The organism is Tepidibacter sp. (assembly GCF_025210165.1).
GTDB lineage: Bacteria > Bacillota > Clostridia > Peptostreptococcales > Peptostreptococcaceae > Tepidibacter_A.
Window position 1 is genome coordinate 21,345 of sequence record NZ_JAOASI010000025.1, and the last position, 16,111, is coordinate 37,455.

The window sequence follows — 16,111 nt, forward strand, 5'->3', positions numbered from 1 at the left end:
ATTAAATGCTAAAATATCTTGTTAAAAGAATTCTAACATTAATAGTAGTATTAATAGGTGTTTCCATTATAGTTTTTGCATTAGTTCATATGCAGCCTGGAAATCCGTATTCGACAATGATAGACCCTAATATTTCCCAAGAAATGTATGAAAATATGTTAAAAGAAATCGGATACTATGATTCTTTGCCTATTAAATATATAAAGTGGTTAAAAAGGACATTGCATGGGGATCTAGGTTATTCTATACATTATAAAGCTCCAGTAAAACTTGTTATAAATTCAAGAATATGGAACACTTTTATTTTAGCTTCAGTTTCTATGGTATTAAGCACTTGTATTGCTATACCAGCTGGGATAATATCAGCTACTAAGAAGTATTCCATATTTGATTATATTGTCACTATTATATCTTTTATAGGAATATCTATACCTTCATTTTTCTTTGGGTTACTTATGATAAAATTGTTTGCTTTTGATTTGAAGATATTACCTGTATCTGGAATGACAACTGTAGGAAAGCACTATACTGGCATAAAAGGGATAGTAGATGTGATTAGGCATATGATCCTACCTGTAATTGTTCTATCCTTTTTAAATATAGCTATGATAATGAGATATACAAGATCATCAATTCTTGAAGTTATAAATCAAGATTATATTAGAACGGCAAGAGCAAAAGGATTGAGCGAAAAAGTTGTTATATGTGTACATGGATTTAGAAATGCACTAATATCTATAATTACAATACTTTGTATTCAAATACCTTCTTTATTTTCAGGAGCTCTTCTTACAGAAACAATATTTATATGGCCAGGTATTGGAAGGTTAAATTATGAAGCTGTATTAAATAGAGATTATCCGCTGATTATGGGAATACTTATGATACTTTCTGTAATAATACTTCTTTCGAATTTATTAGCAGATATCTTATATGTAGTAGCAGATCCTAGAATACGCTATGATTAATTGAGGTGAAATATATGGACGCAGTTGGTAGCAAGGATATTTTAACACCAAGAAAAATAGCTATTATAAAGATGAAAAAAAATAAATTAGCTATGTTTGGTTTTTTATTTTTAATATTAATAACTTTTTTTTCAGTATTTGCACCAATGTTTACAGATTATACGGTTGATGATATTGATTTATACAGTATTGAGTGTAGTCCTAGTAAAGAGCATGTACTGGGGACTGATGAAATAGGTAGAGATGTTTTTACAAGACTTGTATATGGAGGAAGAGTATCGTTAACAGTGGGAGTTACTGCTACAGCTATTCAGCTTATTATAGGTATATTACTTGGTGTGATTTCGGGTTATTGTGGTGGAATAGTTGACAAGATTATAATGAGGATAGTAGATATAATAATGTGTTTTCCTTTCTTTGTTATAGCTATTGCTATGGCTTCAATCTTAGGTCCTAGCATATGGAATATAGTTATTATAATTGGAATACTTTCATGGACAAAACTTGCAAGAATAGTGAGAGCGGAGGTAATGGCTCTAAAAGAAAGGGAATTTATACAAGCAGCAAAGATTTTAGGAGCAACACCTATAAGAATAATAATAAAACATTTAATTCCGAATATAACATCTTCTATCATAGTATATTCAACTATTTCAATAGCAGATGGTATACTTTCAGAAGCAGCTTTGAGCTTTTTAGGAATGGGAGTTAGGCCTCCTCAACCGAGTTGGGGGAATATGCTTGCAGCAGCTCAAAATATGAGAGCCCTACAATCTCAGTGGTGGCTTTGGCTTCCTCCGGGAATTCTTGTTTTGTTAACTGTACTGTCTATAAATTTTATAGGAGATGGACTTAGAGATGCACTTGATCCTAAGTTTGATATATAAATAAAATAAGTATAGAAATATTTTATATTTCTATACTTATTTTTGATTAACTAGTAAGTTTACTGTTTTATCTTATTGCTTTATCTATTATTCCTTCACCTAGACATTGTTCTTCTTTGTAAAATACAACAAATTGATCTTCTGTAATAGCTTTAGCTGGTTGATTAAATTCTACTGTACAACTACCATCAGACAAGGATTTATTTAGGAAAAAATAGTCTTCAGAGTTAATTTCATGTTAAAGTAATAATAAGCATAAAATAAAAAGGTGGTTTGTAAATGAAATCTTTTATAAATAAAAAATACATCATTATTATATCTATTATACTTATAGGAATATTTTTGATTTTTACTCATCGCTCAGGGATGCATAAAAAGATGCCTGCAGCAAAAAAAGGCATATTAGATATTACTCATTGGGATTTTCAAAAAGATGGACCTATAAAGCTTGATGGAGAGTGGGAATTTTATTGGAATCAATTAATTACATATGATCAATTACATGGAGAAGATGAAAATTATAGGCCTAGTGGGTATGTTAATGTACCTGGTATATGGAATAAATATAAAATAGAAAATATAAAGACTTCAGGAAAAGGATATGGCACTTATAGATTAAAGATAAAAACAAATGATATAGATAATTTAAAAGGTTTAAAAATATTGACACAATCTACTGCCTACAAACTTATGATAAACAGCGAGACTATTGCAACTAGTGGCATTGTTGGAAAAAGTAAAGAAACTACTGTACCTAAGTATAACCCACAAATTGTTCATTTTAAAAATAATTCTAATGAATTTGAAATTATTGTACAAATATCGAATTATACCTATGCTAGAGGTGGATTTTGGCATTCTATAAATTTAGGAACAATTAAACAAATAAGAACAATGAAAGAAAATTCAGCAAGAAGAGAGATGCTTTTTTTAGGTGCTATTTTGAGTATGATATTTTATCATGTAGCTATATACTGGCTACAAAGAAAAAATAAATCTATTTTATATTTTATAGTATTACTATTGGGGATGGCATTGAGAATTTTTTTTACAGGAGAATATTTTATAATTACCTTAATTCCTACAATAGATTTTGATTGGCTAATATGCATTGAATATACGACAATTTGTTGGGGAACAACCATATGGTTTGCTTTTATTCATGAGGTTTATCCTGATGAATCTTCAAAGAAAGTTGTGAAAGTTTTTGTCTGTATATCACTGGTATTTACAATTATAATAGTTCTTACACCTATGTATATTTATACGAGGTATTTAATAGTTATTGAAGTTTTTGCAACTGTGATATTATATAATATATTAATATCGGTTATTACAGCTGTACGAAGAAAAAAACAAGGAGCAACTTTATTATTTTTAGGAATTGTATTTTTCTTTGTAGCTTATATTAACGACTGTTTATATTATATGAATGTGATTGAAAGTGAGCCTGGTGGATTGATAGGTTTTACAATATTTATCATGTTATTCATACAAGCATATATTTTAGCAGCAAAATATTCAAAAACATTTGATGAAGTTGAAGAATTATCAGATAGAATGATTTCATTAAATAAGCTTAAAGATGAGTTTCTTGCAAATACCTCTCATGAATTGAGAACACCACTTCATGGCATGATTAGTATTACAGAATCGGTGTTACAAAGTATAGAAGGGCAAATAAACGAAAGACAAAAAGAAAATTTATCTTTGGTTGTATCAAACGGAAGAAGACTGGCAAATCTTGTGAATGAAATATTGGATTATTCCAAATTAAAATATGGAGATATAAAACTTGATAGAAAGAGTGTAGACTTATATCACATTGTCCAAAATGTATTAGATGTGCAAAGATATCTTCTTGTAAATAAGGAGATTATATTGAATAATGATATACCAAAAGATATCCCTTTTGTTTATGCAGATAAGGATCGGATAATACAAATTATATATAATTTATTGGGAAATGCTGTGAAGTTTACGAAAAAAGGCAAAGTAAATATTTCAGCTGTACAAAACAACAATATGGTGGAAATAAGTGTGGAAGATACAGGTATTGGAATACCAAACAAGAAGTTAGAAGATATTTTTAAGTCTTTTGAACAGGTAGATACATCTTTAACAAGATTATATGGAGGCACTGGACTAGGTCTTAGTATTACAAAGAAGCTTATAGAAATACAGGAAGGGAAAATATGGGTAACATCAGAAGTTGGAAAAGGGTCAAAATTTACTTTTACTATGCCGGTTAGTGATGATAGAGAAGAAATTGCTATCTATAAAAAAGAAAGAATATTTGAAGACAATCATTTACAACAAAAATTCTATGAAGAATTAGTAAGTTTTGAGCAGGATGGAGAATTCACTGTATTAATAGTCGATGATGATTATATAAATTTGCATTCTCTTGTCAATATATTGTCTACTGAGAGATATTCTGTTATTGCAACTACAAACGGAAAGCAAGCATTAAATGTGATTTCAAAAAATAAAAAAATAGATCTTATTATTCTTGATATTATGATGCCAGAAATGTCAGGGTATGAAGTATGTAGAAAGATTCGTGATAACTATTCTGTTTATGACTTGCCTGTGCTTATGCTTACAGCACAGAATAATCCAGAATCTATTTTGACAGGATTTGAATCAGGGGCAAATGATTTTCTACTAAAACCTTTTGAAATGAGTGAATTAAGAGCTCGTGTAAAAACACTTGTTGAACTAAAAAAATCCGTTCATAATGCAATTCATGCAGAAATGGCATTTTTACAGGCTCAAATAAAACCACATTTTTTGTATAATGCATTAAATACAATCGTGTCATTTTGCTGGACAGATTCTGAAAAAGCAGCCGAATTAATTATGGAGTTAAGCAATTATTTAAGAAGTAGCTTTGATTTTAGTAATATGGATAAATTTGTGAGAATTGAAAAAGAAATAGAGTTTATACAGTCTTATCTAGAAATTGAAAAAGCTCGATTTGAGGAAAGAATAAACTGTCAATATGAAATTGATTGTAATAACTTTATGATTCCCACACTAATTTTGCAGCCAATAGTAGAAAATGCAGTGAAGCATGGAATATTGAAAAAAGAAGAAGGTGGGAATATAAAAATTTCTATTAAAGAAAGTGGGGACTTTATTATCATCAAAGTAGAAGATGATGGTGTTGGTATATCTATGGATAAACAGATAGCTATTCAAAATGAGAAGATTATAGGAAAAAGTGTAGGTCTTAGAAATATAACGAAGAGATTGAAACGAATTTATGGATATGGAATAGAGATTGAAAGTGAAGTTGAAAAGGGAACAACAGTTTGCATTAAGATTCCACATGAGAGAGGTGAGGTTTTTGATTAGAACTATATTGATTGATGATGAAAGACCGTCACTAAATAATTTAGAGCGTCTTCTCAAAGAATATGATTGTATTGAAATTATAGGAGCATATACAGATATAACTAAAGTTTTTGAAAAAATAAAAAAGGAAAAAGTAAATTTAATTTTTTTAGACATTGAAATGCCAAAGATGAAAGGGATTGAAGCGGCAGAGAAAATATTAGAAATAGACAACAATGTGAAAATCGTATTTGTTACAGCTTATAATGATTATGCCGTGGATGCATTTGAAGTGGATGCAATAGATTATGTAATGAAGCCAGTACTAAAAAGAAGAATGGATAAGACGATAGAGAGGATTTTGAAAATACATAAAGATATATTTCAACCAAAGGAAAATAAGGAAGAAAATAAAATTTTGTGCTTTGGGAATTTTGAAATAATAAGAGATAAAAAATGTATCAAATGGCGTACTTCTAAAGCAAAAGAGCTTGCTGCATATCTTGTACATAAAAGAGGTAAGTTTGTACATAAATCCCAAATAATTGAATACCTTTGGAATGACAAAGAAGAAGAACAAGCAACCAAGCTCTTGCATACCACTATATATTATGTAAGGAATGGGTTAAAATCTATAAACCTTGATAAATCAATTATGTATTCAAATGAAATGTATAAATTTGATATAGGTAGAATATTTTTTGACATTGAAAAATTTGAGAGTACGTTTAATAGGAATAAAATAGTAAACAGCAAAAATATAGAATTATTCGAAAAAACAATCCAATTATATAGAGCAGATTACTTAGAAGAAAATGATTATTATTGGGCTAAGAATGAACAAGCACGATTTAATAGTATTTATTTGAATATGCTTGGGAAAATATCAGATTTCTATATGTTAGAAGGTAAATATAGCGAAGCGATTTTTTATTTAAAGGAAATACTTAAAAAAAATCCATATAGTGAGGAAATTCATGCAATATTACTACGTGCTTATATAAATCTAGAAGATTACACTAGTTTAAAAAAACATTATAAGAATATGTCTAAGGATTTTAAACGTGAATTAGGAGTAGGACCAAGTGATGTTATCAAAAGAATTTATGAGAATTGTATTTGTAAAATGATTTGATATAACAAAATTTAAAAGTGAAAGCCTCGTGAAAATAAGTAATTTTCACGAGGCTCTTTATTCATAAATTTCAACTGGAGTTTTTAGCTTAGTATATTTCCAAAGAATTTTAATATTTTCATCAGATAATGCTATGCATCCCCAAGTCCAGTCCGAAGAGCTTCCACCACCATGTATTCCAACCTCTCCTCCAAGTGGAGTTTTCCAAGGAGGTAGTGCTTGATTTATATTTGCTTGCTTTATTTGCTCAAAAGTATCTTGGTTTATCAAGCCACTTTCCAAACCTCTTTTTGCATCCTCGATATTAGGATAGCTTATTCCTAAAAAAAGTGTAAATCTACTTTTATCATTCCTAGTACAAACATAATATTTTCCAACAGGTGTTTTTCTATCTCCTTCTTTATTCTTATCACCCACAGGGGCAGAACCAAGACCTATATTAAATTTGTAAATTAATTCACCATCATTATATAATTCTAATAATCTTTCTTCTTTGAATATCTTTATTAAAGTGCCTTTAGGTTTAACTTTATTATCTTCTTTAGACCTCTTTATTGAAGTATTTTGAGGTTTAACTTCAATTTTCTCAGAAGTATCTTTATAACTGTTTAATAAATATGTTGATAAAACATAACCTATAAAACCAAATACTAATAACATTCCCGTGAGTTTGATTATTTTAAAAATTTTCATAAATATTTTATTCCTCCTTGTAAAGCGAAAATTATTATATAAAATTATTATAAGATATTATTGTAAATAATGATATGAAGTTTATAAATTTTAATTATATTGACAAGAATAATTGTATATGTTTAAATAAAAGTACCATCCAGTATAGGGGGGTGGGGTATAAAGGAGGTTGAGATTTAGAGATGAATAAAAATTTTAATATAGAAGGGCTACATTGTGCTTCTTGTGTAAATAATCTAGAAAAAGCAATGAACAAATTAAATGGAGTACAAGAGGCTAGTGTTAACTTAGCTACACAAAAAATGGAAATAAAATATAGTGAAGATGTTATTTCTGAGCAAGAAATTATAGATGGTGTGAGTAAGGCTGGATTTAAAGCAATTAGTAATGAAGATATAAGAGAAATTATTATTCCAATACAAGGAATGAGTTGAGCATCTTGCCAAAGTGCTGTTGATAGGGCTATCAACAAATTAGAAGGAATAAAATCTGTAGATGTAAATATTGCTACTAACAAGGCAAAGGTAATTTATGATGCAGATAAGGTAAGGATTTCAGAGATAAAGAATGCAATCAAAAAAGCTGGATATACACCTTTAGATATAGAAGCTAAGAAACTACAAGATCAAGACCAAGAAAAGAAAGAAAAAGAAATAAATACATTGTTTAAAAAATTTATTTTATCTAGTATATTTGCAATTCCTCTCTTTTATATTGCAATGGGCCATATGATTGGATTACCGTTACCGAGTATTATTGATCCTATGTATAATCCTTTGAATTTTGCATTGATTCAAATATTGTTAACTATACCTGTAGTAATAGCAGGGAATAAGTTTTATACTGTAGGGTTTAGATCATTGTTTAAAGGAAGCCCAAATATGGATTCACTAATTGCTGTAGGAACGAGTGCAGCTATAATATATGGTTTATATGCTATATACCAAATTATTAATGGGAATCTAGAATATGCAAAGGATTTGTACTTTGAAACAGCAGGAGTTATTATAACTTTAATACTTCTTGGAAAATACTTAGAATCAGTTTCAAAAGGAAAAACTTCAGAGGCAATAAAAAAACTTGTAGGTATGCAGCCTAAAACTGCAATAGTTATTCAAGATGGTGAGGAAATAACTATTAATATTGAAGAAGTTGAAGAAGGAGATATAGTTCTAGTAAAGCCTGGAGAAAAAATTCCTGTTGATGGAGTTGTTATAGAAGGCCATACTTCTGTTGATGAATCTATGCTTACAGGAGAAAGTATTCCTGTTGAAAAAAAAGCAGGAGATAAGATAGTAGGAGCAAGTATCAACAAAAATGGTGTAATTAAATTTAGGGCAACTAAAGTAGGAAAAGATACAGCTCTTTCTCAAATTATTAAGTTAGTAGAAGAAGCACAAGGTAGTAAAGCACCTATTGCAAAGCTTGCAGATATAATAGCTGGTTATTTTGTTCCTATAGTTATGGGAGTTGCTTTAATATCAGGGATTACTTGGTATATTTCAGGAGAGCCTTTAATATTTTCTTTAACTATATTTATATCTGTTTTGGTTGTAGCCTGCCCATGTGCTCTAGGACTTGCAACACCAACAGCTATAATGGTTGGAACAGGAAAAGGAGCAGAAAATGGTGTTTTAATTAAAAGTGGAGGAGCACTTGAATCAGCTCATAGAATAGAAACAGTTGTATTTGATAAAACAGGAACTATAACAGAGGGAAAGCCAAAGCTTACAGATATAATTACGTTAGATAATTATACAGAAGAAGAAGTACTTCAAATTGCTGCCTCTGCTGAAAAAGGATCAGAGCATCCATTAGGAGAAGCTATTGTAAAAGAAGCAGAAGAAAAAAATATTTCTTTATTAAATTTAGATAAGTTCTATGCTATACCTGGTCATGGAATAGAAGTTGAGATAAATAATAATAGAATATATTTAGGTAATGAAAAATTAATGAAGGATAAAAATATAGATATAAGTTTAAAAGAAGAATCGGATAAGCTTGCAGGTGAAGGGAAAACACCTATGTATATATCTGTTAACGGTAAGTTAGAAGGTATTATTGCTGTTGCAGATGTAGTAAAAGAAAGTAGTAAAAAAGCTATAGATATGCTTCATGAGATGGGAATAGAAGTTGCTATGATTACAGGTGATAATAAAAAAACTGCTAGTGCTATTGCAAAGCAAGTTGGAATAGATGTAGTTTTAGCTCAAGTACTTCCAGAGGATAAATCAAATGAAGTCAAAAAGCTTCAAGAAAAAGATAAGGTTGTAGCAATGGTTGGGGATGGTATAAATGATGCTCCAGCTCTAGCACAAGCAGATATAGGTATTGCTATTGGTTCTGGTACCGATGTTGCAATGGAATCAGCAGATATAGTACTTATGAAAAGTGATTTAGTTGATGTTGTTACTGCTATAAAGTTAAGTAAAAGCACTATAAGAAATATTAAGCAGAATCTATTCTGGGCATTTGCATATAATACTGCTGGAATACCTCTTGCAGCAGGAATATTTTATGCCTTAGGTGGACCAAAGCTTAATCCAATGTTTGCAGCAGGGGCTATGGCTTTAAGTTCTGTATCTGTTGTGAGTAATGCGTTGAGATTGAGAAAATTTAAAGCGTAAAATTGAAAAATAATATAGTTTTTTAGATGAAAATAGTCCAGTATAAAAATATTGGGCTATTTTTTATGGGAAATTGAAACTTTTGAGAAACGGCGCCCGTATAGATTGTTGGCTACATGAAGTAGATAAATTATCAGTTTGTGGTAAAAAATGTATTTAAATAACATGTAGATTGAAGGAATTACAATTTATTTGTAGAATAACTAAAATTATGGAAGATTATAACAAAAAGGGGTGTTTTATATGTCTTATTTTTTAACAGATGATAATAATAAAATTTATTATGAGATAGAGGGAAAAGGAAAACCTATAATTTTTATTCATGGATGGACTTGTAATCATGAATTTTTTAGAAAACAAGTATGCGAGTTGTCTAAAAATTATAAAGTGATCACTTATGATTTGAGGGGGCATGGAATATCAGAGATACCTGAGAATGGACTAACTATGGAGAGATTAGCAAGAGATTTAAGAAATTTAATTGATTATTTAAAATTAGAAGATGTAGTAGTTGCGGGATGGTCTATGGGAACCACTATTATTTTAGAGTATATAAGACAATTCAGTTGTGATAAATTAGATAAAGTTTGTTTTATAGATATGACACCTAAAGTTATAGCTGATTCGAATTGGAATATGGGATTGTTCGGTGAATTTACACATCAAGATAATTTAAATCATATTGCAAATGCTGCTGGAGATTGGCCAAAGTTAATTGAGAACTTTGTACCATCATTATTTGCAACTTCAGGATGCAGATTAAAAGCGGATATGGATTGGGTGTATGACCAAGTAAGAAAGAATACTCCTCATGTGGTTGTAGATTGTTGGATATCTATGTCAAATAAAGATTATAGAGCAGAATTATCAAAGATTAAAGTACCTTGCTTAGTAACTAGGGGTGAAGAAAGTGCTTTTTGTACTTTAGAAACAGTTAATTATATGGAAAAAGAAATTTCAGATGCTAAAGTAATAAACTACCCAAAATGTGGGCATATATTGTTTATGGAGGAACCGGAAATTTTTAATAATGATTTTATAGAATTTGTAAAGTAGGGGGAGCTACATGAGATCTAAGCAATTGTTTTGGAAGTTAACATTAGTATTGGAGTTAGTAACATATGCAGTAGTAATACCAATAGCTGTTATAGGAACTTTTTTAGTTGGGAATTTTTATGGAGATAGATTTTTTCCTGGTGTTTTAGGGCTGGTAATTGCTGTTATTATAAATATATTAGTAGGATTAACATTTAGAAAAAAACTTTTATATGACAATTTAAAGATAATTTATGAAGATTCGGAGTGTGATTATTCTAACTTATGTAAAGTAAAAGAGAAGTTACTAAGATTCCCTTTAAGAGAAGGAATTGTTATGTTTTTTAGGTGGGCATTAGGGGTTCCTAGCATTCTTTTTTTTACAAATATATTTATTCCTATTCTTGCTGAACAATATTTAATTTCTTTTATAATAGGATTATGTTTAGCCATAATAGGATTTATGTGTAATTACCTTAACTCAGAAAAATTATTATTTGAGATATTTTTAGAAAAAAAGCTTTATGAAATCGATATAGAAGAATCTAAGTATATCAAGTTTGGATTAGGTAAAAAAATACTGTTCGTTATTTTATCAACATTAACTTTAACAACATTTTGCTATTGGTATCTAGTATATAGCTTCAATACCGGATTACTTGATGTAGATAAATATAGAAGTTATTTTATATCTACTTTTATTATTTTAGTTTATGTAATTAGTGTGTATGCATATATATTTATAAGCAATATAAAAAAGAATATATGTCAAATAGAATCTGTTATAAACAGTATTTCAGAGAAAAAATTAAATGTAGATATAACTAGAATTACTTGTGATGAACTAGGGAATATAAGCAGAGACATATATGTAATGAAAAATAATTTCAAAAAATTTATAAAAGAAATTTTGAATCAAACAGAAAAGAATCAGAATTATTCTAAAAAATTATCTGATTTGTCAAGTGAAACACTAAATTCTATAGATTTAGTAGCTGTATCTGTAGAAGAATTATCTCAAGGATCTTCTAATCAAGCATTAGAATCTAAAGATGCAGTTTTTAAATTATCAGGTTTAGATAGCGAAATTAACAATACAATAGAAAGTTCTAATTTAGTAAAACAATATGTAGACAATGCAGGACAAGCTAGTAAAAAAGGAATTAAAGTAATAGACGAGTTGAAGTTTAAATTTGAAGATAATGTTAATGTAACTAAGGATATAGCAAAGAATGTTTCTGATTTATCAAATAATTCATTACTAATTGATGATATTATCAATGCAATAACTGATATTGCAAGTCAAACTAATCTACTATCTTTAAATGCTAGTATAGAGGCAGCAAGAGCAGGAGAATCAGGCAAAGGGTTTGCTGTAGTAGCAGATGAAATAAGAAAACTTTCAGAACAAACAGATAAAGCAACTAATGATGTAAGAGAAATAATAGAAAACATGCAATTGGAAGTAGAGAATACAAAGGTAAATGTAAGAAGAGCTCAAATTATAATGGATGAAACTACCAAAGTTTCTGATAATGCTTATAACTCTTTTCAACTTATAAATAATTCAGTAGAACAAATGATTGAAAGAGTTAATAACTTATTTAGTAGTATAATTAAGATTAATGATGAGAAGATAAAAGTAGTTAAGTCTATAGATAGTATATCTACTATAACTGAAGAAGCAGCAATTTCTACTCAAAAATTGAGTTCTAATACAAAAGAGCAAGTAACAAGTATAAACAAGGTATCTGTAATGGCTAATGATTTAAATGAATCTGCAAAAGTTTTAAAAAATGAAGTAGTAAAATTTGAGATTTAAAAATATATATTATGTTTCTAATTGCAAATAAAAGGGATTCAAATACCGATAATGTGTTAAATCCCCTTTATTTGTGGATGTAGTTATTTTAAATATTAACTAATTGTTTACATTTTGGGGTAATTTAATTTTCATAGCAAAGAAAGCTGTTACTATTGTAGTCAATAAATCGGCTAAAGCTTGTGAATATAGGATTCCATTTAATCCAAATTTTGAAGATAGAATCAAAATCACAGGGATGAAAAAGATTCCTTGACGACAAATACTTAAAATTCCTCCAGATAGAGCTTTTCCGAGGGATAAGTACAGTGTAGAGTAGGTAAACTGAAAACCAAATGTAAAAAACATAATTGTGTTTGCTTTTAAAGCTCTATCAGCAATCTGTATTACATTTTGATCTGTGCTAAATAATGAAACTACAGGATTAGCAAAAGCAAAACTAATGATAGTCCAAATAATACAAAAAGCTGTTGTTAATTTCATGCTGCTAATTGTAGCTTCTTTTAATCTTTCATAATTTTTAGCACCATAATTAAATCCAGCCATTGGTTGAAATCCCTTCATGAATCCAAATACAACATTAGTTCCAAGGGTTACAATTCTAAGAACTATTCCAATAGCAGCAACTGCTTCATCTCCATAAGTACTAGCAGATTTTGAAATAAGGCTCATTGATAAACTAGAAAGAACTTGTAAAAGCAGCATGGATATACCAATTTTAATAATTTCTATATAAGTTTTTTTATTAGGACTAAAGTTAGATAGTTTGATTTTAATATAATTTTTGTCACTATAAAAAAATCTTGTATATATTCCAGAAGTTATAATCTGAGATATTAGGGTTGCTATAGCTGCACCCTGTATTCCCATATCTAATAAAAAGATACATATAGGGTCTAAAATCATATTTAAAACAGAACCAACTATCATAGCAGTTAAAGTAATATTAGATGCTCCTTGTGATATTACAATATTTCCAGTTGTAACATTGACTGTACTAAAAAGCATACTAATTACAAAGATTACAGCATAACTTCTTGCATAAGGTAAAATTGTTTGGGTAGCACCCATAAATTTTAAAACAGGATTTAAAAAAACTAAAATAGCTAATACTAATAGTATACCAATAATTAGACTACTGAAAAGTGCAGTAGATGCTACTTGATTAGCTTTTTTGTACTCCTTAGAACCTAGAAGTCTTGAAATATAAGAGCCTCCTCCAGTACCAAATGTCAAGCCTATACCTGAAAAAATTAAAGAAATAGGAAATGCAACTGAGACAGCAGCAACTTGACTTGTTCCAAGACTGGATACAAAATATGTATCCACAACATTATATAGAGCTATAACAAGCATACTAACAACCATTGGAATGCCAAGTTTAAATAGAGATTTTGTAACATTTCCTTCACTTATAAGTTTGATTCTATTATTCATTTAAAAAACCTCTTTCCTTGAAAAATTTTCCAAAATATTACTACACTTTTATTATAGTTAGTTTTTGAATAATAACAACACTAAGTTATGTTCCATAATAGGCTTTGTAAAATATAGAAAATATGTGGTGAATTCAATATATACAGCTGATTGTATATAGATAAAAATTAGTAATATCGTGATATAATTATGTTTTTGTATGATATAATAAAAATATATGTTAGATGGGATATAGGAGGTAAGAAGATGAGTCAAACAATACAAGAATACTACCTAAATTCTATGGAAAAATTGTTTTTTACATTATTACCTGAGTATTCACAAGAAGGAGATTATTTTTATAGGATGAAGTCTCAATATGGTCAAGGTAGTCTTCGTATTATTTCTTTTAATGATATGTTCATGTTCTTAATCGCTGATTATATGCCAAATGAAGATTTTGAAAAGATATCTGAAATCAGCCAAAGTTATATAGAAATAAGTCAATTTGAAACAAATTCTAGTGCTTTTAAAATAGGGAAGCAGAATATAAAAGCAGTAAAAAAAGGAGTTTTTTGCTATATAAATAAGACTAAACAGATACACGTATATTGTAAAGCAAAAAAACGAGTGTGTTTTACAAAAGTTGTGATTTCTCAGGAGTATTATGATACTTTTCTAAAGGAAAGGTATAAAGATAATTACTATGAAGCAAAAAATGCTATGAAATTTTTAACCATAAGTCCAAACCTACCAGAGCTTAATTTTATTTTTCAGCAGATTAAAAGTTGTAAAGCAACAGGAGTATCACAACATATTTATTTAGAGGGAAAAGTATTAGAACTTTTAGCACTAGCCACATATAGACATGAGCAATCATTAAAAAAAGAAGGTTTGAATGTAAAACTTAGCAAAAATGATTTAAGGGTATTAAAAAAAGTAATTAAATTTATGGAAAAGAGTTTATCTAAATATCTTTCTATTAAAGATTTTTCAAAAATTGCCAATATGAGTACAACACGATTTCAATTAGCATTTAAAAAAACTTATGGAACTACAACGTATGAATATTTTAAGACATTACGAATGAATCATGCTTTAATCTTATTAAGAGATTCTAATTATAGCATTAAAAGTATTGCAAATGAGGTAGGCTATAATAATGCAGGTCACTTTTCAGGTGTTTTTAAAAAAATGTATGGAGTAACGCCTAAAAAATATCGAGATATGCAGAATATAGTATAGACAATTGATATAGTAAAGTATACGTTACAAATACATATATGGAGGGAATTAATATGAAAATAGCAGTAATATCAGATGTTCACAGTAATATGTATGCTCTAGAGGAAGTAGTAAAGGATATAAAAGAGAAAAATATAGATTTAACGGTTTGTGTTGGAGATTTAGTAGGCTATGCTACATTTCCAAATGAAGTAATAGATTTAATAAGAAAAGAAAATATATTAACTGTAATGGGGAATTATGATGATGCTGTAGGTAATATAAGGTTGATATGTGGATGTGATTATCCAGATCCTAAGGATGCTGAGAATGCAACAAAATCTCTTATGTGGAGCATTGAAAATACAAGTGAAGAAAATAAAGAATTTTTAGCAAATCTTCCAAAAAAAATGACTTTGACATTTGAAGGAAAGACTATTACATTCGTTCATGGAAGTCCAAGAAAGTTAAATGAGTACTTAAAAGAAAATTCTAAAGAATCTAAAGAAGTTATGGAGAGTTTTACAGGAGATATTTTAGTATGTGGGCATACTCATAAACCGTATTATAAAATGTACGAAAAAAAGATGCTTGTAAATAGTGGAAGTGTAGGGAAGTCAAAAACAGGAAGTCCAGATGCAAACTATGTAATAATAGATGTAAAGGAAGATAATGTAGATATAGAAATCGTACAAGTTAGATATGATTTTGAAAAGACAGCAAAGGCTATAGAAGAAAGTGTTTTACCTAATGAGTTTGCACAAATTATAAGAACTGGAAGAGCATAGAACTGGTAGAGAATCGAATTTCTCTACCAGTTTTTGTTGTATATATGAAAACCACCTGCTATGCGGGTGGTTCTAAAAAGCTTCCAGCGGTGAGTAGAAAAGAAAAAACTCCTTTGTTAGAATAGTATTTAGGTTTGCCGACCAAATACAAAACAAAGGAGAATGCCCAAATGGACA

12 protein-coding genes are annotated in these 16,111 nt (G+C 29.0%); 9 read left to right on the forward strand and 3 right to left on the reverse strand.

Annotation, left to right across the window (positions count from 1 at the left end; all coding sequences use genetic code 11):
* Positions 1-5 precede the first annotated feature (5 nt).
* Together N4A48_RS03785 and opp4C are read left to right on the forward strand one after the other, a co-directional pair.
* Complete coding sequence (locus N4A48_RS03785; protein WP_293664455.1) at positions 6-968, forward strand: ABC transporter permease; 963 nt, start codon at positions 6-8, stop codon at positions 966-968.
* A gap of 14 nt (positions 969-982) precedes the next feature.
* The gene (gene opp4C / locus N4A48_RS03790) at positions 983-1,855 is read left to right on the forward strand and encodes an oligopeptide ABC transporter permease (protein WP_293664456.1); all 873 of its coding nucleotides are present in this window, start codon (positions 983-985) and stop codon (positions 1,853-1,855) included.
* 67 nt (positions 1,856-1,922) lie between these two features.
* Here opp4C and N4A48_RS03795 read toward each other — a convergent pair whose 3' ends face one another.
* Positions 1,923-2,051 carry an aminomethyltransferase beta-barrel domain-containing protein gene (locus tag N4A48_RS03795; RefSeq protein WP_293664458.1) on the reverse strand — a complete coding sequence of 43 codons (129 nt, stop codon included), beginning with the start codon at positions 2,049-2,051 and terminating at the stop codon, positions 1,923-1,925.
* An 83-nt stretch (positions 2,052-2,134) separates the two neighbouring features.
* On the opposite strand from N4A48_RS03795, the gene N4A48_RS03800 reads away from it, so the two are divergent.
* Positions 2,135-5,215: an ATP-binding protein gene (locus tag N4A48_RS03800; RefSeq protein ID WP_293664460.1), complete on the forward strand. Its 3,081-nt coding sequence runs from the start codon at positions 2,135-2,137 to the stop codon at positions 5,213-5,215.
* A complete protein-coding gene (locus N4A48_RS03805; protein WP_293664462.1) occupies positions 5,208-6,329 on the forward strand; it encodes a response regulator in 1,122 nt (373 codons plus the stop codon). Before N4A48_RS03800 ends, N4A48_RS03805 begins: the two co-directional genes overlap by 8 nt.
* Before the next feature lie 57 nt (positions 6,330-6,386).
* Here the strand turns inward: N4A48_RS03805 and N4A48_RS03810 are convergent, their stop codons facing one another.
* Positions 6,387-7,022 (reverse strand): L,D-transpeptidase family protein, encoded by a 636-nt coding sequence (locus tag N4A48_RS03810; RefSeq protein ID WP_293664464.1) that lies wholly within the window; start codon positions 7,020-7,022, stop codon positions 6,387-6,389.
* A 182-nt stretch (positions 7,023-7,204) separates the two neighbouring features.
* On the opposite strand from N4A48_RS03810, the gene N4A48_RS03815 reads away from it, so the two are divergent.
* The 3 genes from N4A48_RS03815 (at position 7,205) to N4A48_RS03825 (ending at position 12,506) form a co-directional block, all read left to right on the forward strand.
* Positions 7,205-9,649: a heavy metal translocating P-type ATPase gene (locus N4A48_RS03815; RefSeq protein ID WP_293664465.1), complete on the forward strand. Its 2,445-nt coding sequence runs from the start codon at positions 7,205-7,207 to the stop codon at positions 9,647-9,649.
* A gap of 243 nt (positions 9,650-9,892) precedes the next feature.
* On the forward strand, positions 9,893-10,705 hold the full coding sequence (locus N4A48_RS03820) for an alpha/beta fold hydrolase (protein WP_293664466.1): 813 nt from the start codon (positions 9,893-9,895) through the stop codon (positions 10,703-10,705).
* Between the two features lie 10 nt (positions 10,706-10,715).
* Positions 10,716-12,506, forward strand: coding sequence for a methyl-accepting chemotaxis protein (locus tag N4A48_RS03825; RefSeq protein WP_293664467.1), 1,791 nt, complete (start codon positions 10,716-10,718; stop codon positions 12,504-12,506).
* A gap of 99 nt (positions 12,507-12,605) precedes the next feature.
* On the opposite strand, the gene N4A48_RS03830 is transcribed toward N4A48_RS03825, so the two are convergent.
* Positions 12,606-13,943, reverse strand: a complete 1,338-nt coding sequence (locus N4A48_RS03830) for an MATE family efflux transporter (protein WP_293664468.1) — start codon at positions 13,941-13,943, stop codon at positions 12,606-12,608.
* A 246-nt stretch (positions 13,944-14,189) separates the two neighbouring features.
* On the opposite strand from N4A48_RS03830, the gene N4A48_RS03835 reads away from it, so the two are divergent.
* Both N4A48_RS03835 and N4A48_RS03840 read left to right on the forward strand, forming a co-directional pair.
* On the forward strand, positions 14,190-15,167 hold the full coding sequence (locus tag N4A48_RS03835; protein WP_293664469.1) for a helix-turn-helix domain-containing protein: 978 nt from the start codon (positions 14,190-14,192) through the stop codon (positions 15,165-15,167).
* A 53-nt stretch (positions 15,168-15,220) separates the two neighbouring features.
* Positions 15,221-15,934: a metallophosphoesterase family protein gene (locus tag N4A48_RS03840; RefSeq protein WP_293664470.1), complete on the forward strand. Its 714-nt coding sequence runs from the start codon at positions 15,221-15,223 to the stop codon at positions 15,932-15,934.
* Positions 15,935-16,111 lie beyond the last annotated feature (177 nt).